We start from the raw sequence: 25402 nt of genomic DNA, 5'->3' as shown, positions 1-25402 counted from the left end.
CCCATGAGCTGATTGACATCCGCACTGCATACAATGGTGCGTGGTGTAAAAGGAGTAGACAGTCTCGCTAAGTATTTTGCTGATGAGTATGATTTACAAAAGATGATTTTGAAGCCTGATTATCAACGTCATGGGCGTGCTACTGCTTTTTTGTAATTGGCTGATTGTGGATACTGCCGATGTTCTGATTGTGTTTTGGGAAGGTAAATCTATGAGTGTAAATACACCATTGATTATGCCAAAAAACAGCAAAAACAGGTGCATATCTGTCAGCTTGAAAAGCCAAAGTATAAAACTGCCACAGTCGCCAACCGATGACCAAACAAACAACCAATGATGTTCAACGTGATTTGTGTTTTGATAAATGCACGGCTTTGATGGATTTACTTGATGCGATATGAACCAAGACACTAAAACACTTGATTGACCTTTGTGAGAAGTTATGAATAAACCACCTTTAAATGTTGTTTTTGCTGGCACACCCCAGTTTGCCGCCACCGCCTTACAAGCCTTGATTGACCATCAAACCGCCCTAAACATCAATATCGTAGCAGTTTATACTCAGCCAGACCGCAAGGCAGGACGGGGGCAAAAACTCACTGCAAGCCCCGTCAAAGAGCTTGCTCTTGCTCACCATATCCCTGTAGAGCAGCCGACCAGTTTTAGCCTAAAATTTGAAAATGAGCATGAAAGCGGACGTGTTTCACGTGAAACTTTGGCAAATTATCGCCCTGATGTGATGATTGTGGCAGCTTATGGGCTGATTTTACCGCTTGGAGTGCTAAATACACCAAGGCTGGGCTGCTTAAATATTCACGCTTCATTGCTCCCACGTTGGCGGGGGGCAGCACCCATTCAGCGAGCGATTTTGGCAGGTGATAGCCACACAGGCATTACCATCATGCAGATGGCACAAGGGCTAGATACGGGCGATATGCTTTATAAAACAAGCTGTGAGATTGCTGATACTGACACCACCCAAACACTGCATGACAAACTTGCTGAGCTTGGCGGACAGGCGATGGTTGAAGTGCTATCCAACCTATCTGATTATCAAGTCAAAGCCAAAAAACAAGACGACAGCCTTGCCAATTATGCCCAAAAAATCACCACAGATGAAGGTTTGATAGATTGGCAACAACAGGCTCACGCCATCAACCGCCAAATCTGTGCCTTAAATGCTTATACGCTATTAAATGGCGAACGTATTAAAATTTTGGAGTGTTTGCCGATTAAGTCCGAACAAACCACCACCGAGACGGCAGGTAAAGTGATTAGTGTGGGGCGTAAGGCGATTTTGGTGTCGTGTGGTGCTGATGAAAATGGCAATAAGCATTTGATAAATATCACAAAAATGCAATGGGCAGGCGGTAAGCCATTAACTGCCGAGCAGATTGCGGTGGGTGATAAGCTCAAAGATGGTTGGCGGTTTGAATAAGAAAAAATGCAAGCGATGATTTTTTATGAAGATTGGCAAATGGACTGCTGCGGCGATCCGTTTGCAATTGGCGATGATGTTAATTGGGTTTGTGTTAAAGGAGATGATGGTGCATTGGTGGCGTGTGATTATTATTATGACGCTCACGCTGATGAATATGCGAAACAATTTTACATAACAGGTCAAGTGATGGATATTACCCAAATTAATTTTCGCTATGAATTAAAAGCAGGGATTTGTGTGCCAAGCACTTATCATCAAAATCCGCTTAAAAAAGCACAGGCATTTATGTTTAAAAATGGTGGTGGATTTTTGGTATTATTAGATAATGTCGTCATTAAGTCTTAAATAAAAAATGTATTTATGAATCATAATTTATCCGTCCGAGCCAAGATTATTCTCACCCTTGAAAAAATCAATCAAGGACAGTCATTATCTGTACTGCTAGACCCGTTATTAAATTCATTAAAAGACAATGAAAAAGGTTTTGCTCACGAATTATTATTGGGTACGCTACGCCAGTGGTGGGCGTTGTCTCGCATTGGTGAGAGTTTGATAAAACAACCGCCCAGCGATATGGGTGTTATTTGTGCGTTAAATATGGGCTTGTATGAGCTTTTGTATATGCACACACCTGATTATGCCGTCATCAATGAAACCTTAAATGCCGTCAAAGCAGTCAATAAACCTTATGGCGTTGGGCTAATTAACGCCATCTTGCGAAAAGTGGCAGACAAAAAAGATAAATTTGCCAAAAAGGTGCAAAAAAACCACAGTTTACCCAACCATCTTGCCAAACAGCTCAAACAAGACTGGGCAGAAAATTATGAAACGCTAGGACAGGTTTTGCGAACGCCTGCTCCGATATTTGTACGAGCCAACACCGCTAAAATCAGCCATGATGACTATATCAAGCAGCTAACAAATGTGGCTGACGTACAAGAAGTGACGCTTGATGGTAAAATAGATTTTGATAACACCAGTCAAACATACACCACACAAGCAATCAAGCTGTCAGGCGGACAGATGGCAAACTTGACGGGCTTTGATGATGGGCTAATTACCGTGCAAGACCTACATGCTCAGCTGTCGGGAGCAATCGTCTCATCGGTGATGAGTCAGTTTGACAAACCTGTACCCAATTTGTTGGACGCTTGCACCGCCCCTGCTGGCAAACTGACCCATTGGCTTGCCAAGCTCACCGATGGTACTTTGGGTGTGGGGCATGATTTTGCTTTGACCGCCATTGATAATGACAAAAACCGCCTAAAACGCGTGTATGATAATATTGACAGGCTTGGTTTTGCCCATTTGCTAGACGATAAGCTGTTTGTCAAAGTCGCTGATGCCACTACCTTGAATGGCGACACACCCTTTGACGTTGTCATGCTAGATGCTCCGTGTAGTGCCACAGGCGTGATAAGAAGGCACCCTGACATTAACCTGCTACGAACACCTGCTGACATTGAAAAGGTGGTCGCATTGCAAGCGGTGATTTTGGACAATCTTTGGTCTTTGGTGGCACAGGGCGGATTTTTGCTTTATATCACCTGTTCTGTCTTAAAGGCAGAAAACGAAACGCAAATGACCAACTTTTTGGCACGACATCATGATGCTACTGAGATTAAGCTCTATGGCGATTGGGGGCTGCCCCAAAACGTGGGTCGTCAATGTTTGCCACAGATGGATGGTGGTGATGGTTTTTATTATGCGTTGGTGCGTAAAAGTTAAATAAACTTTGTCAAACAAGTGGGCGGTTGTGTGTTGATGAATTGTATCTGATGTTTAATGGCGTTATAATGATAATAATTCTTGTTTAAGGAATGATGCCATGTCCATTGTATTTGATGACCCGATTGCTGAAACATTGCTGATACCGCTATATATGCGAGCGTTGCAAAGCCAAAGGGTGAATCCCATCATTGCTGACCCATGGGCAGTGGAGTTGGTGCGACAAATAGATTATGATTTTAGTAAATTTGATAATAAACCAGCGTCTGAGATTGGTACAGCGTTACGCATTCGCCATTTTGATGATAAATGTATGGCATTTTTGCAGGATAACACCGTGGGTGTGATTGTTAATGTTGGGTGCGGACTGGATACTCGTTGTCAAAGACTGTGTGCCAAAGCCCCTGATTTATTGGCAAAAACACCATTTTTTAGTTTAGACATTGCCGAAAGCATGGCTTTGCGTGAGCAACTGATTCCAGCGATGGCAAATGAAACTTATTTGTCTGCATCAATGCTTGATATTGCTTGGCTTGATGAGCTTGCTTGTAAATATGCTGATGTACCGATATTATTTATTGCCGAAGGGGTGATGATGTACTTTGGTCATGATGACAATAGGCAATTTATGACGGCATTGGCAGATAGGTTTGACCATGCTCAGATTTATTTTGATGTGTCAAGTGGTTGGGTGTATAAACACCGTAAACGCCACGATACTGTCGGACAGATGCGTGCTGAGTTTGCTTGTGGGGTTGATGATGTCATGATGATGACCACTTGGCATGACCATTTGTATTATTTAGAACACGTCTATTTTGGTGATTTACCTGATGTGGAACGTATGGGGTGGCTGATTGGCAAGGCGATGAAATATGTCCCTGTGATGAAAAAATCGTTTGTGCTGATGGGCTATAAAACTTATCCATAAGCACTCATAAACTTAAATAATTTAAAAATCTCAATCAATGTTAAGGTAGAGCCAGCGGCTTATAAGTCCTTACCAAAAGCCCAAGGTGATTTATTTATCTTTTAAAAAGTACAAAAGCTACTTTTAAAATAAAACTGTGTTAAAATTTAATAATTTGCAATCATTTGGAATTTTATGAACTATATCAGCACACGTGGCAATACGCCAAAAATGCAATTTAGCGACGTTCTACTCATGGGGCTTGCACCTGACGGCGGACTGATGTTGCCTGAGACTTATCCACAGATTGACCGTGCCACTTTGGATACTTGGCGGCATCTTAGCTACACCGAGCTTGCTTTTGAGATTATGAGCTTGTTTATCAGCGACATCCCAAGTGATGATTTAAAGGCACTCATTGACAAAACTTATACGAGCACTGTTTTTAATAGTGATGACATCACGCCTGTAACGCCACTGTATGACAAGGTGTTTTTGTTGGAGCTGTCCAATGGTCCAACGCTTGCTTTTAAAGACATGGCAATGCAGTTTTTGGGCAATGCGTTTGAATATGTGTTGACCAAAAAAGGCGAGCGTTTGACAGTGATTGGAGCAACCTCTGGCGATACAGGCTCTGCGGCAGAATACGCTTTGCGTGGCAAAGAAAATATTGAAGTGTTTATGATGTCGCCACATGGCAAAATGAGTGCGTTTCAGCGAGCCCAAATGTACAGCCTAGACGACAAAAATATCCACAACATTGCCATCAAAGGTATGTTTGATGATTGCCAAGACATTGTCAAAGCCTTACAAGAAGACGCTGATTTTAAAGCCAAATACAGCCTAGGCACGGTAAACTCCATCAACTGGGGGCGGATTTTGGCTCAGATTGTCTATTATTTTAAAGGCTATTTTGGGGCAACCACCCATAATGACGAAAAGGTGAGCTTTTGTGTGCCGTCTGGTAACTTTGGCAATGTCTGTGCCGCTCATATTGCCCGCATGATGGGATTGCCGATTGACCGTTTGATTGTGGCAACCAACGAAAATGATGTGTTGCACGAATTTTTTACCACGGGCAACTACGCTCCCAGAAAAGCACATGAGACCCATGTAACGTCTAGCCCATCTATGGACATCTCCAAAGCGTCTAATTTTGAGCGGTTTGTCTATACACTACTTGCCCAAGACGGCAGTCAAGTATCACGACTGTTTGATGATGTCAAAACTGGCAAAGGTTTTGATTTGGCGGACAAACTGACCGACATTCAGGGCAAATTTGGCTTTGTCTCTGGCAAATCCACACACGCTGACCGCTTAGCCACCATTAAAAAAGTCTATGATGAAACCACACGTCTGATTGACCCACACACCGCCGATGGGGTTAAAGTGGCACTAGATGTGCAAAAACAAGGCGAGACAATCGTGGTGGCGGAGACGGCGTTGCCAATTAAATTTGAAGAAACCATCACACAAGCACTGGGCAAAATTGATTTGCCACGTCCACCCCACACCATAGGGCTAGAAGATAATCTGCAATATGTAACCGTGCTTGAAAATGACGCTCGTCTTGTTGCTGATGAAATCTATCGGAAAGTTACTGCCAGATAGCGATAAATGCTTTAATGATAAGAGTGATTTTGTTATGCTAGGGTAAATTTGGGTGATACCCACCTTTTCTTAGCATAACAACGGATACTCTTATGAAGCTAAATCCACTTAAAGGTTTGATGACGCTGTGCTTGCTTGGGGCGTTTGTTGCTCCTGTGGCGTATGCCAAAAATAATCCGCCACCGACCATCAAGGCAGATGCACCTAACCGTTATATCGTCAAAAAAGGCGATACGCTTTGGGATGTTTCTGGCAAATATTTAAATGCACCACATCGCTGGCGTGAGATTTGGGCGACCAACAAACAGCTAAAAAACCCCCATCTTATCTACCCAAATGACGTGCTTATCCTATGTATCATCAAAGGCAGAACTTTGGTGGGGGTAGATACTGGCGAAGGCTGTGCGGGCATTGAAAAAAATATGCAGCCACCCGCCAAAGATAAGCCTATCAACATCAATTCTAGTGATAATAGCATCTCACTCATTCCACTGGCAAATATCCGCCATTGGCTAAATCGGGCAGAGATTGTCAGTCCATTGGATTTGGCAGGAACACCCCACATTATCGCTGCCAAACAAGGCAAAACATTGACTTCTGTGGGTGATACCATCTATGCAAATCGTGCGTTGGATTTGGGCAAAACCTATGGCATTTATCGTCAATCTGAGCCTTATGTGGACACTGCCACAGGTCAAATCGTGGCATCAGAGGTGATACAGGTGGCACTTGGCCGTGTGGAGAGTGTGGCAGTAAATGGCGTATCTAGCCTAAAAATTGAGCATGCTTATGAAGCTGAAATCAAAGAGGGCGATAAGGTATTTCAGCCGATAAGCTCACCATTGCCACCAGCGTTCTATCCTGTGCCTGCTGAGGTTACTCGTGGGGGTATGATTGTGCGTATCATGGGGCAAGTGGATAAAAAAGCCATCGTTAATCCCACATTGCCTAATCGCTCCTTGGTAAAAAGTGGCATTGCCCTAGGGGGTAAAAATGACACAGTTGCCATCAATTTAGGGGCAACACAGGGGGCAAGAGTAGGTCATGTGCTTGATGTTTATCGCAAGGGAGCACTGATTAAAGACACACAAGATAACAATAAAGTTATCCGTCTGCCAAACGAAAAAATTGGTCAGATAATGGTCTTTAAAGCATTTGACAAAATCAGCTATGCTTATGTGCTTTCGGCTGAATTGCCTTTGAGTAATGGTGATTTGTTGTTGCCACCATCTGAGCTATAAAGATGACATACCAGTTCTAAGAGCTGGTATTTTTATGCCAGTAAAGTCAAATGCCAAAGGCGGTGTTTGCCCTTGCATGAGCAGACTTAGTGCCAATGCCGAACCACAAGCGTGCGTAAATCCAAGCGTGCCATGTCCTGTGTTTAGCCACAGATTGTCTATGTTTTGTCCATGCCTGCCATGCCAGATGAGACCTAAGTAAGCTTTGCCAATCAATGGTACGTTTGATGGAGTCATTGGTCTTTGACCTGTCCAATAATTTGGCTCATCATAATCTAGCACATCACCAAATAATGCTTGGACTCTATTGGTGATGGCTTGACAGCGTATTAGGTTCAGATTGGTGTTATAGCCGTTAAATTCTGCTGTGCCTGCCACCCTGAGTTTGTCATCATCAGATGTTAGCCTACTCATGACAAGTTTGTACTCATCATCTATCAGGCTCACCTGTGGCACACAAGCGGGGTCTTTAACGCGATAGGTGGCAGAGTAGCCTTTGGCAGGAAAAATTGGTAAATCCACACCAATGGCATCTAATAAACGCTTGCCATAACTGCCCAGACAGACGACATAATGGTCGCTTTGGTGAGTGATGTTTTGTCCGTGTTGGTTTAGGCTAAGATGGCTGATGGCGTTTTGTTGGCGGTGAATGTTGGTGATGGTGGTGTTATAGATGAATGACACGCCATTTGCCGCACAATGTTTGGCAAGTTCATTGGTAAACAGCCGAGCATTACCTGATAAATCTTGGTTGGTAAAAGTTGCTCCTATCAGTCCATCACCAAGTGATGATAAGGCAGGTTCGGTGTCTGTTGCTTGTTTGGGGCTAAGTAAGGTGCGATGACAGCCCAGCTCTTGCATAAGCAGTGTTGGTGCGATGGCATTTTGGTATTCTGTGTGGCTGGTATAAAAATGTAAAATCCCCTGATGTCGCTGTTCAAACTGTAAATTTAGCTTGTCAATCAGTGCCAACAAAGCCGTGCGAGAGTACAGCCCTAGACTAACCAATGCCACCAAATTGGCGTCTGCCTGTGTGTGAGTGCATTCTTTTAAAAACCGCCACAAAAACCGCCACTGCTCGGCACATAATGTGGGACGATACAAAAGTGGTGCATCAGGACGGATTAGCCATTTTAGGGCTTTTAAGGGGGTGGCAGGGTTTGCCCAAGGGGTGGCATGGCAGACTGAGATTTGACCACCATTAGCAAATGATGTCTCCATTGCTGGGGCGTGGTGGCGTTCTATGACTGTAACATCAAAACCTGCTTGCGATAAATACCATGCTGTCGCCACGCCTGTAACGCCTGCCCCCAAGATGGTTACGGTGGGTTTAGCCACGAGCAACACTTTGGCTAAGCTTATCAGGCAAGGCTAAAATCTTGCCAATCTGTGCCACATCATCAGGTGAGCCTACCACCAAAGCATCCAGACCTATCGCATTGACAATGCCCACTTTGCCTACTTTATCGCCTTGGCTAGCAGGGCTATGCAGATAAACACGGTGCAGATAGCTTTTTGGGCTGGATTTAAAATACAGCCGTGCCACAATCTCTTGACCCAAATAACACCCTTTGTCATAATCCACGCCCCCACGTTGATGTAGGCGTAGCTCTTGGGGTTGAAACTGGTTTTGAGTGGCTTTGGTTATCCAGTAGTTGCCCACACTTAGGCTGACAGCCGACCAATTTTCAAAATCATCATCGTGTTTGTTATCGCTAAAACTTGGTACACCATCTGCCACGGTGGCAAATATGGCGGTTGGGGCGGACAGCTCAAATTTGGAAAATGCCCCATATTTTTTGATGTGCAAGATTAATTCGTCCATACAATCAGCAGAGCTGATGAGCTGATAGCCATCAGAAAGCTGGCTGGCCCACAACCCAAAAGTAACTCGCCCTTTTAGGTTGCAAATGGCACATGGCATGGGTGTTGCGGTCAACTTGGCGGTGTTGATGGTCAGTTGCCCTTGTAGGAATTTTTCGGCATCTTTGCCTGTCAGGGTGATGGCACAAAAGGCAGTCATGATGGTCTCTTTTTGTAAATATGACCCTTTATGGGCGATGATGGAGTATTTTTCAATGATAAGTTGGAAAAATCGTTTATAATACACTTTTTTATTGGAGAAAGTGATGAGTTTGCCAAATTGTCCAAAATGTGATGAAAATTTTAGCTACCAAGATGGCAGTTTATACATCTGCCCCATGTGCGGTCATGAGTGGGGAGCGGACGATGGTGATGAGACACCCATCATCAAAGATGCGGTGGGCAATGTGCTGACAGATGGCGACAGCGTTACGGTGATTAAGGATTTAAAGGTAAAAGGCTCATCCACGCCCATCAAGGTTGGCACAAAAGTCAAATCCATTCGCGTGATTTATGATGCGCCTGATGACCATGACATTGATTGTAAAATTGATGGTTTTGGGGCGATGAAACTAAAATCTAGTGTGGTCAAAAAAGCCTAGTTCCAAAAACCAGTATCTCTTGGCAGTTTGGTGCTGTCAGGAGATTTTTTGTGGGTGTTGTGCTTGGGGAGTTTAGCTGTTATCATAACGCTTTTTGTCATTAAAATAAGTCATGAAATCTGAGTTTGACACCCGCTCCATTGCTGAATTTACCGAATCTGCCTATCTAAATTATGCCATGTACGTCATCATGGATAGGGCATTACCCCACATTGCAGATGGTTTAAAACCTGTTCAAAGACGTATCATCTACGCCATGAATGAGTTGGGACTTCGCCATACTGCCAAACCCAAAAAATCTGCTCGTACGGTTGGTGATGTGTTGGGCAAATATCACCCCCACGGCGATAGTGCTTGTTATGAAGCGATGGTGCTGATGGCTCAGCCATTTAGCTATCGCTATCCACTGGTGTCAGGTCAAGGCAACTGGGGCAGCCCTGATGACCCCAAATCCTTTGCTGCCATGCGATACACCGAAGCTAAGATGAGTAGCTATGCCAATACATTGCTGTCTGAGCTTAACGATGGTACGGTAGATTTTATCCCCAACTTTGATGGCACGATGAGCGAGCCTGCTACGTTGCCTGCTCGTTTGCCAAACATTTTATTAAATGGCACCACAGGGATTGCTGTCGGTATGGCGACTGACATTCCACCCCATAATTTAACAGAGACTGTCAAAGCGTGTATCAAACTTTTAAAAAACCCTGACATTAGTATTGGTGAGCTGTGCAAAATTATTGTTGCCCCTGATTTGCCAACATCGGCTGAGATTATTACGCCCCACCATGAGCTTATCAAACTGTACGAAACAGGACGTGGCAACTACAAAATGCGGGCGACTTATCATATTGATAACACTGATAAAAATACCGTAATCATTGATGCTTTGCCGTATCAGGTATCAGGCAATAAAATCATTGAGCAAATCGCTCGTTTGATGAGCGACAAAAAACTGCCTTGGATAACAGACATCAATGATGAGTCTGACCACGAAAACGCCTGTCGTATCGTCATTGAGTTTAAAAAAGGCAAAATTGACATTGATAAAATCATGACGCATCTGTTTGCCACCACCGATTTAGAAACATCATATCGTGTTAATATGAATATGATTGGGCTAAACGGCAAGCCAAGCGTTAAAAATTTAAAACAAATCTTGTCTGAATGGCTACAATCACGCAAAACGGTCGTGTTAAGGCGACTGCAAAACCGCCTAGATAAGATTGATAGACGTTTGCATATTTTGGCAGGCTTGCTCATTGCTTATTTGCACATTGATGAAGTGATACACATCATTCGTAGTGAAGATGACTCTAAGGCGGTACTGATGAGCCGTTATGGCCTGTCAGAGCTACAAGCAGATGCGATTTTGGATATTAAATTGCGTCAGTTGGCTAAATTAGAAGAGATTGAACTAAACGCCGAGCAAGATGCACTCAAAGCAGAGCGTGCCATCATTGCTGACCAAATCAACAATCCTGACAGTTTGACTGCCTTACTCATCAGTGAGCTGACTGCCGATATGAAAGCCCATGGTGATAAACGCAAATCGCCCGTGGTGGAGCGTGATGAAGCGGTGGCGGTCAAAGCATCGGAGCTGACCCCAAGCGAAGCGGTAACGGTGATTGTCTCAAAAGCAGGCTGGATACGCATGGCAAAAGGTCATGAGATTGACCCTGTTGCCCTAAATTACCGCACTGGCGATGAGTACGCCACACACGCTTTGGGTAAAACCAATCAGCGACTGATTTTGCTGGATAATACAGGGCGTAGTTATGGGCTAGATACCGCCAATTTGCCATCTGCTCGTGGTCAAGGTGAGCCTGTGTCTAGTATGCTAAGTCTTGCCAATGGCACCAAAATTGAACAAATGATGTTTTATCAACCAAATCCTGTCATCATTGCCAGTTCGTTGGGTTATGGTTTTATCGGTGATGTCATCAATATGGATACCGCCCAAAAATCAGGCAAGGTGGTGGTGAATTTGGACAGTACAGCCAGTTTGCTCCCCTTAGTACCTGTGGCAGACAACACGCATATTGCTGTGGTGAGCAGTGGCGGTCATTTGCTCATCTTTGCCCGTGATGAGTTGCCTGTGCTTGCCAAGGGTAAGGGCAACAAACTCATCAATTTAAAGGATAATGAAACGGTGGTTGCGGTCTGTGGTTTGGGTCAGACGGATAATTTGATTGTACATACCAACAAACGTAAACTGACCTTAAAACCATCTGATTGGATAAATTATCAAGGCAAACGAGCAGGGCGTGGCGGTGTGTTGCCCAAAGGGTTTATGACGGTGATAAAGCTCAGTACTGAACAAACTGCCGACAAAACTCAATCTGTCCCCACAGCAGTCATGTCAAATACGGATACGCTTGTATGAAAAAATTTTATCTGATTCGCCATGCTCAGTCTGAGTCTAATGCTGGGCTGATGGTTCGCCCAAATCATCAGATTGCCTTGACTGAGCTTGGCAGACATCAGGCGGTCAAACTGTCTGATTGGCTCTATCAGCACATTGCCACGCCAGATGGGGTGTTTGTGTCATCTTATGTACGCACACACCAAACAGCTTACCCTTATTTGGATAAAATTGGTATGACACCAACACAAATGGATGAGCTTCGTGAATTTAATTATTTGGATTATGAGCATATCAAAGGCTTAACCTTTGCTCAAATCACGGACATGGCAGATAAATTTTGGGCAAAAGCAGACAGTGAATATGCAGACAGTCCCGCAACGGATAACTTTGCTGATTTAGTGGCTCGTGTCAAAGTGGTGCGTGATGAGTTTGGGCGTTTGCCAGATGGTGATTATGTGGTGTTTACACATGGTATGTGGCTAGGTATGCTCATGTGGCAGCTGATGCACGGCGACAGCCCAAGGGTGTTTGATATGAAAAAATTTCGTGAGTTTGAACTGTCTGTTCGTCCCAAAAATTGTGAAGTATTTGTATTTACAATGGATGAGACATATTGCGGGATAAGCAAGCTTAGGGTACGTACTGGTGAGTAAATGTCAGCATTTGCTTACAAAATTTGACGACATTGGCGTATTTTCTTAACTTATCAATTTTGGCATAATACACCCAACAGCACAGGATAGGCAAAAAGCCCTAGCAGTTTTAGGTAGGAATGCCACAAGGACGAACGCTGTTATCATGGACAGAACAGGTATGGACATAGCAAGAAGCGACAGCCTCCTACGATAGACCGCAAATCCCCCATTTGCGGTTTTATCGTGTTTGTATTAGCTTTGTAAGCTATCCATATAAAAAGATAATGACCAAAAATCACCCTCATCATTACAACTATTAAGATTGATAACAATCCAAAAATAATTCATGGTTTTTATCCAAATGTTATTTTTAAACACGCCAATTTGCACCCATTTAATTGATTTAAATCTGTCTTTGGGTGAATCATTTTGTTATTGTATTTTAATGTTTAAACCTCTCAATGTTTGATGATGTTTCGTGTTGTTGTTTATTTTTATCCAAGATAAGCGTTTAGATGGCAAATTGTGATTTGAAAATAGTTATTTATTCACTTAACTGCCATCAATCAAGGTGCATTTTCAAAATCTTGCCTTTGTTGTACAATAGACGCCTATTTTTATTGATAAAGCCAAGATGAGTACCAAGCACTACACCAGCCAAAACTTAGAAGTTCTAGAAGGACTAGAACCTGTCCGTCGCCGCCCCGGTATGTACACTGACACCACCCGCCCCAATCATCTGGCGGCAGAAGTGATAGACAACTCAGTGGACGAGGCTTTGGCAGGCTACGCCAAGCATATTGTGGTTACATTGCATGACGATGGTTCGCTGTCTGTGCTTGATGATGGGCGAGGTATGCCGACCGACATTCACCCAGAGTTTGGGCAGTCTGGCGTGGAGCTGATTTTGACGCGGCTACACGCAGGCGGTAAATTTAGCACCGATAATTATGCCATCAGTGGCGGTTTGCATGGGGTGGGCATTAGTGTGGTCAATGCTTTATCCAAGCGTGTTGAAGTAACTGTTTGGCGTGATGGCAGTCAGTTTACTATGGATTTTGAGCAAGGTGTACCAACCACGCCCCTTGTCCAAAATCCAAGTTCAAACAAGAAAAAACGTGGTACTCAGGTGCGTTTTTGGGTGGATGACAAGTATTTTGACAGCCCCAAATTTGCCATCAAAGCACTCAAACACAGCCTAAAAGCCAAAGCGGTGCTGTCAGCAGGGCTAAAAATTGATTTTGTGAGTGAAATTGACCCAAATGACAGCCAAAGCTGGCAATACAGTGATGGCGTGGTGCAGTATTTGACCGATGAGTTGGGTGATATGGCGATTTTGCCTGAGTTGCCATTTTATTTTAGTGCTGAGCCACAAACAGGCGAGCGTGGTGGGGCAACGTTTGCCATTGCGTGGCTGCCTGAGGGTGGTACGCCCATCACTGAAAGCTACGTCAATCTTATCCCCACCGCCCAAGGGGGAACGCACGTTAATGGGCTGCGTACAGGCATCACTGAGGCATTAAAAGAATTTTGTGACATTCATAATCTATTGCCCAGAAGCGTTCGCCTGACGGCAGATGATGTGTGGGATGGTGTGTGTTTTGTGTTGTCCTTAAAATTTGCCGAACCGCAGTTTAGCGGACAAACCAAAGAGCGTCTGTCCAGTCGTGAGGCCGCCCCCTTGGTACAAACGCTTGCCAAAGACGCATTTAGCTTGTGGCTGCACGCTCATCCAGACACCGCCAAAACCATTGCTGAGCTTGCCATCACCAAAGCGGGTAAACGCCTAAAATCTGCCCAAAAAGTCGCCCGCAAAAAAATTACCCAAGGCCCTGCTCTGCCGGGTAAATTGGCAGACTGTAAGGGGGAGTTTAAAGATGGTGCGGAGCTGTTTTTGGTGGAAGGCGATAGTGCTGGTGGGTCTGCCAAACAAGCCCGAGACCGCCATTTTCAGGCGATTTTACCATTGCGTGGTAAAATTTTAAACACATGGGAAGTCTCACACGATACGGTGCTGTCCAGTCAAGAGATTCATGACATTGCCATTGCCATTGGGGTGGACCCAGCTTCTGATGATTTGTCTGAGCTAAGATACGAAAAAATTTGCATTTTGGCGGACGCTGACAGCGATGGGCTACATATTGCCACTTTGATTTGTGCCTTATTTGTCAAGCATTTTAGTGCTTTGGTGGAAGCAGGACATTTGTTTGTTGCCATGCCGCCTTTGTATCGCATTGATATTGGCAAAGAAGTGCATTATGCCCTAGATGATATTGAGCTGGCTGCCATTTTGAAAAAAAGCAAAAACAAATCCAAGCCACAAATCACTCGCTTTAAGGGCTTGGGCGAGATGGACGCTGTGCAGCTTCGTGAAACCACCATGAATCCTGACACACGCCGTTTGGTGCAGCTGGATTTGGACGATTTACAGACCACTACCAGTGTGATGGACATGCTACTTGCCAAAAAACGTGCATCAGACAGAAAAGTGTGGCTAGAAGATAAGGGAGATTTGGCGGATTTGGGGGCGTGATGATGGCAAATACTCATTACACCAACACCGCCTTGACCGCTGATATGCTCGGTGATAAAGTGCCACGCAGACATGGCAACATCAGCAAACGACTGGCAGGGTGGTTTTATCGGTGGTGTGGCTGGAAAACTGTTGGACAGCTTCCCAACATCAGCCAAGCAGTGCTGATTGGTGTGCCACACACATCCAACATTGATGGGCTATACGCCATTCCGATGGTGATTGGTTTAGATTTGGACGCGCGTATTATGGGCAAAAAAGAGCTGTTTGCCGTGCCTTTGCTGTCGCAGTTTTTGCGTTGGGCAGGCGTGATACCCATTGATAGGGACAAAAAAGGCTCGGTGCTACAAGCAAACATTGACCGTTTTAACACTGGCAAACCGCTATTTTTGGCACTTGCTCCAGAAGGCACTCGTGGTTATACGCAAAGTTGGAAGACGGGTTTTTATTATTTGGCATGGCAAGCAGGCGTGCCCATCATTCCTGTGGCGATGGATTATGCTACCAAAGAAATCCGTTTTATGACGCCGTTTTATCCCACAGGTGATATTGATGCAGATTTGCCAAAGATTTATCAGTATTTTGTTGGGGTGGTGCCAAAGCACCGCCAAAACCTTTCTAAGCCCCTAAAAGAGCTGATGACCAATCACAATCCTTGATGACCATGAAGCCCCCCATGAAAAATGGCGTCTCGCCAAGCGTGCTTTATCTTGAAAAGCTTCCCAATCCGCCAAAGCTACTCATTGATTTTTTGTGCCAAAAATTTTTGCACATCAGCCGTGATGTTTGGCAAGAGCGTTTTAAGTCAAACCAAGTGCTAGATGATAAACATCAGCCTTTGCCAGTCAGCACGCCTTATGAGTATGGTAGGTGTATTTATTATTATAGACAGCTTAGTACAGAGATGCCTGTGCCGTTTGCTCATCAAGTACTCTTTGAAAATCAGGACATTTTGGTGGTGGATAAACCGCATTTTTTGGCGGTTTCCCCCGCAGGACAACACGTTCAACAAACCCTACTTACCCGCCTAAAAAACCATACAGGCAACACTCATCTGTCGCCGCTTCACCGTTTGGATAAAGACACCGCAGGACTGATACTCATCAGCAAAAATCCTGCCAGTCGTCATCTGTATCATGCGTTATTTGCTCATGAAACCATCAAAAAAACCTACCACGCCATCGCCCCTTATCGTGAGTGGTTGCCTGCCAGTTTGTGCCTGCATTTAGAGCGGGGCGAGCCGTTTTATACCATGCGTGTCAATCCTGACAAACCTGCCAATACTTGTACGAATATTCGTTTGTTAGATAGGCGTGGCAAATGGGCAAAATATGAGCTAACCCCCACCACTGGTAAGCTTCATCAGCTTCGGGTTCATCTGTCGCACTTGGGTATCCCCATCAAAAATGACCCTTATTATCCCAAAGTTTGCCATCGCCAAGCGGGTGATTTTAGCTCACCCTTACAACTGCTTGCCAAAACACTGTCATTCATTGACCCTGTTACTGGTGAGATGTTTTGTTTTGAGTCAGCTTTGTCTTTGCAGTGGTAGCTAGTCTTAAACAGAAACATTACTTATCGCCAAAAAGACCGCCATGCCAAACAAACTTGGCAGCCCATAACGCAGCAAAAACAATAAACTCATGCCCATTTGTTTTGGCACTTGGTGGGCATTGGTATTAAATAGCTTGACGGCAGTGATGGTGTGTACAAGTAAGTTAATAACCACCATTGCCATGTACCAATCATCATGGGTGTTGTCATGGTATGATAGTGTGATGATTGCCAAGATATTGACCATCAAATAGATTAACAGCACCACAGACCAAATGGGCTTTTGTGATTTGAGCATAATCAAAACAAGATATGCCAACATTGTGCCAGCAAATAAGCCAAAATTGATGCTATTGATAAAAAACGCCACTACCAAGCACGCCCAAACCATCAGCACAGAGCCAATGGCATTCAATAATAGCGAGCCAATCGGATAAGTGTCAGAGTTATCACTGGTAAAATTGACCAATTTTCTCCCCCATTTTGACGACTTTGCCATGCACAAAATCATCGCCCCATGCTGTTTGTGCCGATTTTGGCAGGACAATAATCGCCGTAGAGCCCAGATAAAACCGCCCAAGCTCATCACCTTTTTGTAGGGTCAAATCATGCGTGCGGTGTTGAATGTATGGCGTGCGTTTGATGGCACCTGTTGCCACGCACTCAATGCCAGCGACTATCATCGCCCCTACCAAAACCACGCACGCACGCCCAAAATCGCTCTCAAACTCACACACCAAACGTTCATTACGGGCAAATAAGTCAGGCACATGTTCGGCGGTGGTGTTATTGACCGAAAACAGCGTGCCAGGCACATAGCGAGTGGCAATCAGTTTGCCATCAAAGGGCATATGTACACGGTGATAGTTGGTGGGGGCAAGATAGATTGTGGCAAATGAGCCATCTAAAAAGCTTTTGCCAAGCTCAAAATCTGCCAGCAGTTGTCCCACGTCATAATCACGCCCCTTAGCTTGTAATAGCTGTCCATGCTTGATGTTGCCAATTTGGCTGATTTTGCCGTCAGCAGGACTGATGATGCTGTTTGTTGTTTTATCAATGGGGCGGGCAGTATCTTTTAATTCACGAGTAAAAAAGTCGTTAAAACTGACATAATCGTTCAAATCGCCACGCTGATATTCTGCCAAATCAATGTCATACACCTTGGCAAAGCTGTGTATAAAGGCTTTTTTGATGTAGGGGTTTTGGCTTTTGGCAAGATGACCTGCCATCTGTGATAGGGCTTGTTGGGGGGCAAGATTTTGAGCTAAGGTAAATAGGTTCATGATGTTTCCAGATTGGTAAAATAAACGCCATTTTAACCGATATTTGCCCAAATTGGCTATCATGAGTGTTTTATTTTTAAAGTGGGGTATTGAAGGGATTTGTGCCAAAAGCCATTTTGATGGGTTAAAATGTGATGGTTTGATTTAATGTTTGGGTGTCAGTTTGAACTTAAAAGCCAAATAATAAAACCCCAAACGGGGCTTTATTTTGGGCAGTTAGTAGGGATTGACCTGTACGCTTTGGTCGGTGTTGATGATAATCTCTGAGGGTCTGTCCACCACAAAACGCACTTCATTGGGATTGGTGTATTGATTTTTGATGTGGGTGTCGTACTCTTCGCTATATCCTACGCCACGGTTGAGTTTTTCCCAAGGCTGTCTGACTAGCACTTCATAAGAAGTCTCCACGCTGTCAGATGCCGCAGAAAATGGCAGACCTACCACATGCAAAGCAGTGCCAGCGACCGCTCCTGCCAGTTGTAAGGGTTTGGCGACAATCAAATCAGCAGCAGCCGTGCCATAATTTGGACCAAAATGATTTTCGTTAATCTCAGTAGCACCATAGGCATGAATGCTCAAACTTGCCACCACAGCAAGGGCTAGATGGTTGATTTTCATGGTTTTTTCCTTTTGTTGGGGCAGATTACCCAAATAATAAGACTATTAAAGCAAGTTTGATGTTCTTTGGCAAGCCAAAATGTCATCAAACTATATCAACGGTAAGTTTTTCCGATAAGGCGTAAACCACAAATCCCAGTTTGGTGATTATGGAGCATACTGCCTAATTGATGAGCAAATTTTGAGACATCACCAACAAAAATTAGGCACACTCATGCTTATTTGCGTTTTTTACCACCTTGTACCGCTTTAAAACGGGGATTGGATTTGCAGATGACAAAGGTGCGACCACGACGACGAACCACTTGACAATCTTCATGGCGGTTTTTGGCAGATTTTAGCGATGATAGGACTTGCATGAGTGAATATTCCTGAAAATAAATATAATGTTATAATATTACAATTTTATAAAAAATCCAAGTATTTTTCGTAAAAATTTATTTAAAATAACAATTTTTTACCAAAGTGTTGAAATCTCTTAAAAATTTTCTTATTGGGTGCATGGTATCTGTGTTAATTTTTTGTTATTATAGGTTGTTATTTTTTACCCATTGAGACATTTATGAAATATCGTACCCTTTTGGTGAGTATGCTGACTGTATCTACGCTTGCGATGGCGGGCTGCAACTCTGCCAACCAACAAAAAAACATCACCATCACCGACAAAAGCCCTGAGCTTGAACAGGTGGGTTATAGCATTGGTTATTTTATGGCAAGTGGTAGCAAACAAGACATACCTGACCTAAATTTACAAGCCTTTGAAAAAGGGTTTGCTGATGGTTACAGTGGCGATGAGAAAAAGCGTGCCTTAACCGAAGAGCAAATGCAAAAAGTTTTGGAAGCCTACCAACAAAAACGCCAAGAAGAGATGGTGAAAGAGATAGAGCAAAAAGCCAAAACCAACAAAGAAGCAGGCGAAAAATGGTTGGCTGAAAATGCCAAAAAAGATGGCGTACAAACCACCGCATCAGGACTGCAATACAAAGTCATTACCGAAGGTACGGGCAAAAAACCCAAAGCCACCGATACGGTTACTGTGCATTATGAAGGCAAGACCATTGATGGCAAGGTGTTTGACAGCTCTTATGAGCGTGGTGAGCCTGTGCAGTTCCCATTAAATCAAGTCATCAAAGGCTGGACAGAAGGTGTGCAGTTGATGAGTGAAGGCAGTAAGTATGAGCTGTATATCCCATCAGAGCTGGCTTATGGCGAAGCGGGTAACCCATCTATTGAGCCAAACAGCGTGTTGATTTTTACCGTGGAGCTATTAGATGAAGCTGCTGCCAAAAAAGCCGCCCAAGACGCTCAGGCAAAAATGCAAGCTCAGCTAGCAGAACTGCAAAAACAAGCCCAAACTGCCACAGCAGACCAGCCCAAACAGTAAGCTGTCGGTGAACACTAAGCCAAGTGTTCGCACTTGGTTTTGGTGTTATTATCATTCATCAAATTAAAAACGCCATCACCATGAATATGCCCGTCATCTCATTTGTCCATGAAACTGTTTTGCTGAACGAAACGGTTGCTTTGTTGTTGGGTGTGGCAAACTTGGCAGATTTGACCGCCCCAAAGACGGGCGTTTATGTGGACGCAACATTTGGGCGCGGGGGGCATAGTCGCTTGTTGTTAAATCATCTAGGCGATGACAGCACGCTCATTGTGTTTGATAAAGACCCCCAAGCGATACAAGTGGCACAAGAGCTTGCCAAGGCAGATGGGCGTGTTAAAGTGGTGCATGACAGTTTTGCTCATTTGCAAAAAAATCTCACCAAACTTGGCATGCAGCAAGTGGACGGTATCATGGCAGATTTGGGCGTGTCCAGTCCCCAGCTTGATGATGGGTCTCGTGGGTTTAGTTTTATGCGTGATGGTGTGGTAGATATGCGTATGGACACCAGTCGTGGGCAGAGCGTGGGTGAGTGGTTAAAAACTGTTGATGAGACGACTTTGGCGGATGTTTTGTATGAATATGGCGAAGAACGCCACAGCAGACGCATTGCTCGTGCCATCAAATCCATGGAAAGCTATCATTCCACCTTAGAGCTTGCCGAAGTGATAAAACAAGCTCACCCCGCTTGGCAAAAGGGCAAACACCCTGCGACACAAAGTTTTCAGGCGATGCGGATTTTTATTAATAATGAGCTTGGTGATGTCAAACAGTTTTTAGATGAAACTTTGACAGCATTAAAGGCAGGTGGGATTTTGGCGGTGATAAGTTTTCATTCGCTAGAAGATAGGATTATCAAGCAATTTTTAAATAACCACAGTCGTGGGCGACATGATGGTGATGATAAACTACCATTACCACCAGCACGTCCCAAATACTTTGGTAAGCCATATCGCATTGCACCAACTGATGATGAGATAAAAAGCAATCCACGAGCCAGAAGTGCCTATTTGCGTGGAGCAAAACGACTTGATGAGCAGGCAGACCAATGAGCAAACCCAAGCTACCAAATTTTGACATAGAAAGTTTTGCCAGTAGCACACGTCCTGTGGGAGTTTATTGGTTGATACTGATTTTGTTGTCGCTACTGATTTTATTGACAGGGGCAGCCATTGCTCTACAAACCCAAGAACGCCATGAAGCTTATCGCACATTGCAGACCCTAAAACGTGAGCACGCCACCTTAAAAAGTGAACAACAACGCCTAATGATAGAACAGCAGACATTTAGTGCCACATCACAGGTGGTCAGATTGTCTGTGGATAAATTGGGCATGTTTTACCCCACCAAACAACATCGTCAAGTCATCACTTTGACACCTGAACCCCCCAAACAAGGGGAGATGACACCATGAAAAAACCAACGCCACAAAAACCCAAAAAAAAATCCCAAGAGTCTGATTTGGCAGATAAACTTGGTAAATTAGGCAGTTTGGGCAAAAAAACCGATAAATCTAGCCAAAAAAAACTTCCCAAAAAAAACAAATCTCATCAAGGCGTGGTGTTGATTGGAGGGCTGCACGATGTTCAGCGTTTTCAGGCGATTTGGGTCATCATGGTGATATTTTTGGCTATTTTATTTGGCAGGGCGTGGTGGTTGCAGGTGCATAACGCCGATTTTTATATTCAAAAAGCCAATGAATTTATCACCTTTCGCCAAAACTTGCCTGTGCAACGGGGCATGATTTTAGATACCAATGGCGTACCTTTGGCAGCAAATGCCCCATTGATGACGGTGGTGTTTAGCCCTTATGATTATGCAAATGCGTATTATACCAACAAACGCTTTTTACAAGAAGCCCAAAGCGAAAGTGCCAAAAAACGTTACAGTCAAGCCTTGCAAAATATGGATTTAACTCGTTTGGCGGGTGTCAGTAATATCCCAAAACAGACGTTGCAAGCGATGGTAAAAATTGATGACAAGGTCAATGTTAAAAAAGAAGAAGAAATCAAAGCAGCACTGCCAAAAGGCACAGGGTCAAGACGTGTGGTGGTCTTTAACAAAACCACGCCTGAAATTGCTCAAACCGTTATTGATTTAAACATGGCGGGGATTAGTGTTGAAAAACACGAACAGCGATTTTATTTACAGCCTGAGCCAAATGCTCATATTTTGGGCTATATGTCGCAAATTACCAAAGGAAAAAAGAGTGTTTATACAGGGCGTTCTGGATTGGAGCTGACGCACAATGAGTACTTATCGGGTAAAGCCGGGCAGATGCTCATGCTTCGTGGCTTTGGCACGCAGATTGAAGAAGTCAAAGAAATTAAGCCCAGAACAGATGGTGAAAATCTCACATTAACCATTGATTCACGTTTGCAATACATACTGTATAAGGAGCTGGTAGAGTTGGCACGGATACAGTCAGTGCGCTCGGCATCAGGCATGGTGGTTGATGTTTTGACAGGTGATGTGCTTGCCATGAGTTCTTGGCCGTCTTATAATTCCAATAATTTATCTGAGCTTAATGGCACCAATGAACGCAACCGACCTGTGATGGATGCCATTGAGCCGGGGTCGGTGATGAAGCCGTTTACGGTGGCGGCCGCTTTGGATTCTGGCAAATATAACCTTAATACATTGATTCACACAAGCCCCGGTACTTTATCTGTTGGTGATGGGCGTGTGATTAGAGATTCGGCGAATTATGGCTCCATCACGATGGCAAAACTCATTCAAAAATCGTCCAATGTCGGCTCTGCCAAAATCGCCCTAAGTTTACCTGCTGATGCCATCGCCAAGATTCAAACACGTTTTGGGTTTGGTCAAAAAACCAACTTAAATATGGCAGGTGAAGTGGCAGGCGTGGTGCGTACCCCCAAACGTGGTGAGATTGCCCTAAGAGCGACCATGGCGTATGGCTATGGTCAGGAAGTAACGCTCGCTCAAATCGCCCAAGCCTATGCAACGCTTGGTAATAATGGGGTCATGCATCCGTTGCGTTTGATTAAAGATGACCCTGCTCCCCAATCTAAACGTATCATTAGTGAGTCGCACGCTCAAAGCATTGTTGCTATGATGCGTACGGTTACTGAACAAGGCGGTACGGCTTTGGATGCTGCGATTAATGGCTATCATGTGGCAGGTAAAACAGGCACATCAAGACGTATTGACCCTGTCAAAGGGGGCTATGCCGAAGGTCAGTATCGTAATATTTTTGCTGGCGTTGCCCCAGCAAGTAACCCGCGATTTGCGGTGGTGATTGTGGCAGAAGACCCCCGAAAACAAAAATACGCAGGACAGACAGTCGCCCCCGTATTTGCCAAAGTGATGAAAGAAGTGTTGCGTTTGTATAATGTGCCATTTGATAAACCACTTGATGTCGCCCAAAAATAGATGGAGTTTGTATGATTTTTGCTGATTTTGCTGATGTGTTGATGCCTCATATTGGTCAAGACGACTGGGAGCGTGTCAAGGATTTGCCCATCACAGGCGTTGTGACTGACAGCCGAATGGTAACAAATGGTGAAGTATTTGCGTTGCTATCCATCAATCCTGACACCAAACACAAAGCCAAAAGCTATATTGATGGCATCAGTCCTGTGGCGGTGCTGTCTGAGATTTCAGCAAGCCAGATGGGTTATGATGAACAAAATCCACCCAAAGCACCCATCATTCATATCGCTGATTTGCGTTTGACTTTGGGTGATTTTATCAAAGCTCATCTAAATAAAAAACAGCCAGTTTCATCACCTAAAATCCTAGCAGTAACAGGCACCAACGGCAAAACCACCATCAGTCAGCTTACCGCTCAGCTTGGTGAGCTGTCAGGCAAGCCATCAGCCATTATGGGAACGGCAGGCAACGGGCGACTTGGACAACTTGTGCAGTCCACCCACACCACCAGCGAAGTGGTCAAAGTCCATGAGTTTTTGCACCAGATGGCGACAGATGGCGTGGAGATGGTTGCCCTAGAAGCCAGCAGTCATGGACTTCATCAGCACCGCTTACAAGGTGTGGGCGTCAATGTGGCGGTGTTTTCTAATTTATCTCGAGACCATTTGGACTATCATGCGGATATGGACGAGTATGGGGCAATAAAGGCACGCCTATTTGATAACAGCTATTTTAAAGAGCTTAGATGCGCTGTCATCAACCTTGATGACGAGTTTGGAAAAAAAATAGCCCATGATTTGCAGCACAAGACCCCAAATGATGATTTGACCCTTTGGACATACAGCACCACTGACCGCACCGCCAACTTTTTTGCTGATAACATCACGCCAAGCCTAGATGGGGTGGGCTTGCAGCTCTACACACCTTTTGGCAAGGTGGAGGTGGTCAGTCCACTATTGGGGCAGTTTAATGTCAGCAATCTGCTGGCAAGTGTGGCAGGATTTTTGGCGGTTTTTCCTGATAAATTTGACACATTAACCACCATCATTCCCAAGCTACAAGGGGCAAGGGGGCGTATGCAGGTGGTCGGCACAAGCAGGGCAGGGGCGGTGTTTATCGTGGATTATGCTCACACGCCTGATGCCTTGACCCAAGTGCTCACCAGCCTAAAAGCTCACACCCAAGGCGAGCTGTGGGCGGTGTTTGGCTGTGGGGGCGACAGGGATAAGGGCAAACGCCCTTTGATGGCACAGGCAGGGCTTAGTTTGGCAAATCAGGTGGTTTTGACCAGTGATAACCCCAGAAGCGAAAATCCCAACGCCATTTTAAATGACATGCAAGCAGGCATGACTTGCGATGACCATTACCGCACCATCATTAAGCCTGACCGCAGATTGGCGATACAGCACGCCGTACAAAATGCCAAAGCAGGCGATATTGTGGTGATTGCTGGCAAGGGGCATGAGACTTATCAAGAAATCCAAGGCGTGCGTCATGATTTTGATGATGTGGCAGTGGTGCAAGGGTTTTTAAGTTAATAAGCTTAAATGGATAAAAATCAGACCAAAAACGTTGTATCAGCCAATAAAAAAGGATTGTTTATGATTATTGATTTGCCACCACATATTGAACAGATCATTATCAATGAAGCACAAATCAAGGGCATTAGCGTTGCTGATTTGATTAGTCAAAAATTTGTAGATACCTACCCTAAGGGTGATATTCGTCGCTTAAAAGGCATTGCTAAAAGTGATGTGGTCATGAGCCTTGAACAAATCAATGAAGCGATTGTTGATGGGGCGATACATGGTGAATAAAATTGGCATTGATACCAATGTGCTTATACGCTATATCACCCAAGATGATGATCAATCCAAGATTGCCAGCGATTTTTTAGAGAGCTTAACGACTCAAAACCAAGGATTTATCAATCATGTGGTTATGGTGGAAGTGGTTTGGGTGCTTAGTCGTGCTTATAAAAAATCACGAGCACAGATTGCGATGATTTTAGATGAGATTTTATCCATACCTGTGTTTGAGTTTGAAAATCGCCAAGTGTTATTGCAAGCATTGCACCTATATAAAACAACCAAAGCTGACTATTCTGATTTGGTTATTTGTCAAATCAATAAAACTTTTTCTTGTAATAACACTGTTACTTTTGACAAAACTGCCTATGAAAAAGCAGGCATGACATCCATCATTGAATTTCAGCAATTAAATAAATAGAGTTCT

The 25402-nt window shown here is 44.3% G+C and carries 26 protein-coding genes; 20 read left to right on the top strand and 6 right to left on the bottom strand.

Annotated features, from left to right (window positions below; all coding sequences use genetic code 11):
- Window positions 1–12 precede the first annotated feature (12 nt).
- The 7 genes from CEW93_RS10800 (at window position 13) to CEW93_RS06250 (ending at window position 6931) form a co-directional block, all read left to right on the top strand.
- Entirely contained in the window at window positions 13–156 is a 144-nt protein-coding gene (locus CEW93_RS10800) for a hypothetical protein (protein WP_186727915.1), read from the top strand.
- A 286-nt stretch (window positions 157–442) separates the two neighbouring features.
- Entirely contained in the window at window positions 443–1438 is a 996-nt protein-coding gene (gene fmt / locus CEW93_RS06275) for a methionyl-tRNA formyltransferase (RefSeq protein WP_146416647.1), read from the top strand.
- Window positions 1439–1444: 6 nt separating this feature from the next.
- Complete coding sequence (locus tag CEW93_RS06270; RefSeq protein ID WP_089539592.1) at window positions 1445–1786, top strand: DUF6578 domain-containing protein; 342 nt, start codon at window positions 1445–1447, stop codon at window positions 1784–1786.
- 15 nt (window positions 1787–1801) lie between these two features.
- Window positions 1802–3169: a transcription antitermination factor NusB gene (locus CEW93_RS06265; RefSeq protein WP_089539591.1), complete on the top strand. Its 1368-nt coding sequence runs from the start codon at window positions 1802–1804 to the stop codon at window positions 3167–3169.
- Between the two features lie 100 nt (window positions 3170–3269).
- Window positions 3270–4100, top strand: a complete 831-nt coding sequence (locus CEW93_RS06260; protein ID WP_089539590.1) for a class I SAM-dependent methyltransferase — start codon at window positions 3270–3272, stop codon at window positions 4098–4100.
- Between the two features lie 174 nt (window positions 4101–4274).
- Entirely contained in the window at window positions 4275–5690 is a 1416-nt protein-coding gene (gene thrC / locus CEW93_RS06255; RefSeq protein WP_089539589.1) for a threonine synthase, read from the top strand.
- A gap of 92 nt (window positions 5691–5782) precedes the next feature.
- Complete coding sequence (locus tag CEW93_RS06250) at window positions 5783–6931, top strand: LysM peptidoglycan-binding domain-containing protein (protein ID WP_089539588.1); 1149 nt, start codon at window positions 5783–5785, stop codon at window positions 6929–6931.
- Here the strand turns inward: CEW93_RS06250 and CEW93_RS06245 are convergent.
- Complete coding sequence (locus tag CEW93_RS06245; protein ID WP_089539587.1) at window positions 6926–8269, bottom strand: D-amino acid dehydrogenase; 1344 nt, start codon at window positions 8267–8269, stop codon at window positions 6926–6928. The genes CEW93_RS06250 and CEW93_RS06245 overlap by 6 nt on opposite strands.
- Entirely contained in the window at window positions 8262–8954 is a 693-nt protein-coding gene (locus CEW93_RS06240; protein WP_089539606.1) for a folate-binding protein YgfZ, read from the bottom strand. Before CEW93_RS06240 ends, CEW93_RS06245 begins: the two co-directional genes overlap by 8 nt.
- Window positions 8955–9060: 106 nt before the next feature.
- Between CEW93_RS06240 and CEW93_RS06235 the strand changes: the two genes are divergently transcribed.
- From CEW93_RS06235 to CEW93_RS06210, 6 genes are all read left to right on the top strand, one after another.
- On the top strand, window positions 9061–9396 hold the full coding sequence (locus CEW93_RS06235; RefSeq protein WP_089539586.1) for a zinc ribbon domain-containing protein YjdM: 336 nt from the start codon (window positions 9061–9063) through the stop codon (window positions 9394–9396).
- Window positions 9397–9508: 112 nt separating this feature from the next.
- Window positions 9509–11782 (top strand): DNA topoisomerase IV subunit A, encoded by a 2274-nt coding sequence (parC, locus tag CEW93_RS06230; protein WP_089539585.1) that lies wholly within the window; start codon window positions 9509–9511, stop codon window positions 11780–11782.
- A complete protein-coding gene (locus CEW93_RS06225) occupies window positions 11779–12417 on the top strand; it encodes a histidine phosphatase family protein (protein ID WP_089539584.1) in 639 nt (212 codons plus the stop codon). Before parC ends, CEW93_RS06225 begins: the two co-directional genes overlap by 4 nt.
- Window positions 12418–13033: 616 nt before the next feature.
- Window positions 13034–14932: a DNA topoisomerase IV subunit B gene (gene parE, locus CEW93_RS06220; RefSeq protein ID WP_089539583.1), complete on the top strand. Its 1899-nt coding sequence runs from the start codon at window positions 13034–13036 to the stop codon at window positions 14930–14932.
- Window positions 14933–14934: 2 nt separating this feature from the next.
- Window positions 14935–15591: a lysophospholipid acyltransferase family protein gene (locus CEW93_RS06215; protein ID WP_089539605.1), complete on the top strand. Its 657-nt coding sequence runs from the start codon at window positions 14935–14937 to the stop codon at window positions 15589–15591.
- Between the two features lie 17 nt (window positions 15592–15608).
- On the top strand, window positions 15609–16484 hold the full coding sequence (locus CEW93_RS06210) for a pseudouridine synthase (protein ID WP_255503976.1): 876 nt from the start codon (window positions 15609–15611) through the stop codon (window positions 16482–16484).
- Window positions 16485–16490: 6 nt separating this feature from the next.
- Here the strand turns inward: CEW93_RS06210 and CEW93_RS06205 are convergent, their stop codons facing one another.
- From CEW93_RS06205 to ykgO, 4 genes are all read right to left on the bottom strand, one after another.
- The gene (locus CEW93_RS06205) at window positions 16491–16955 is read right to left on the bottom strand and encodes a hypothetical protein (RefSeq protein WP_089539582.1); all 465 of its coding nucleotides are present in this window, start codon (window positions 16953–16955) and stop codon (window positions 16491–16493) included.
- Complete coding sequence (gene asd, locus CEW93_RS06200; protein WP_089539581.1) at window positions 16936–17769, bottom strand: archaetidylserine decarboxylase; 834 nt, start codon at window positions 17767–17769, stop codon at window positions 16936–16938. Before asd ends, CEW93_RS06205 begins: the two co-directional genes overlap by 20 nt.
- A gap of 216 nt (window positions 17770–17985) precedes the next feature.
- Window positions 17986–18387 carry a hypothetical protein gene (locus tag CEW93_RS06195; RefSeq protein WP_089539580.1) on the bottom strand — a complete coding sequence of 134 codons (402 nt, stop codon included), beginning with the start codon at window positions 18385–18387 and terminating at the stop codon, window positions 17986–17988.
- 218 nt (window positions 18388–18605) lie between these two features.
- On the bottom strand, window positions 18606–18746 hold the full coding sequence (gene ykgO, locus CEW93_RS06190) for a type B 50S ribosomal protein L36 (RefSeq protein WP_062500454.1): 141 nt from the start codon (window positions 18744–18746) through the stop codon (window positions 18606–18608).
- A 203-nt stretch (window positions 18747–18949) separates the two neighbouring features.
- Between ykgO and CEW93_RS06185 the strand changes: the two genes are divergently transcribed.
- The 7 genes from CEW93_RS06185 to CEW93_RS06155 all read left to right on the top strand — a co-directional run bounded on the left by CEW93_RS06185 (window position 18950) and on the right by CEW93_RS06155 (window position 25396).
- The gene (locus CEW93_RS06185; protein WP_089539579.1) at window positions 18950–19771 is read left to right on the top strand and encodes an FKBP-type peptidyl-prolyl cis-trans isomerase; all 822 of its coding nucleotides are present in this window, start codon (window positions 18950–18952) and stop codon (window positions 19769–19771) included.
- Between the two features lie 80 nt (window positions 19772–19851).
- Window positions 19852–20823, top strand: coding sequence for a 16S rRNA (cytosine(1402)-N(4))-methyltransferase RsmH (gene rsmH / locus CEW93_RS06180; protein WP_089539603.1), 972 nt, complete (start codon window positions 19852–19854; stop codon window positions 20821–20823).
- The gene (locus CEW93_RS06175; RefSeq protein WP_089539578.1) at window positions 20820–21185 is read left to right on the top strand and encodes a cell division protein FtsL; all 366 of its coding nucleotides are present in this window, start codon (window positions 20820–20822) and stop codon (window positions 21183–21185) included. The genes rsmH and CEW93_RS06175 overlap by 4 nt, the downstream gene beginning before the upstream one ends.
- Window positions 21182–23167 carry a penicillin-binding protein 2 gene (locus CEW93_RS06170; RefSeq protein ID WP_089539577.1) on the top strand — a complete coding sequence of 662 codons (1986 nt, stop codon included), beginning with the start codon at window positions 21182–21184 and terminating at the stop codon, window positions 23165–23167. The genes CEW93_RS06175 and CEW93_RS06170 overlap by 4 nt, the downstream gene beginning before the upstream one ends.
- Before the next feature lie 11 nt (window positions 23168–23178).
- Entirely contained in the window at window positions 23179–24705 is a 1527-nt protein-coding gene (locus CEW93_RS06165) for a UDP-N-acetylmuramoyl-L-alanyl-D-glutamate--2,6-diaminopimelate ligase (RefSeq protein WP_089539576.1), read from the top strand.
- A gap of 63 nt (window positions 24706–24768) precedes the next feature.
- Window positions 24769–24984, top strand: coding sequence for a hypothetical protein (locus CEW93_RS06160; protein ID WP_143822765.1), 216 nt, complete (start codon window positions 24769–24771; stop codon window positions 24982–24984).
- Entirely contained in the window at window positions 24974–25396 is a 423-nt protein-coding gene (locus CEW93_RS06155; protein WP_186727912.1) for a PIN domain-containing protein, read from the top strand. Before CEW93_RS06160 ends, CEW93_RS06155 begins: the two co-directional genes overlap by 11 nt.
- The last annotated feature ends 6 nt before the right edge of the window (window positions 25397–25402 follow it).

The sequence above is a fragment of the Moraxella sp. VT-16-12 genome (genome assembly GCF_002224245.2).
In the GTDB taxonomy this organism is placed as follows: Bacteria; Pseudomonadota; Gammaproteobacteria; order Pseudomonadales; family Moraxellaceae; genus Moraxella.
This window is presented reverse-complemented; position numbering and strand designations above follow the sequence as displayed.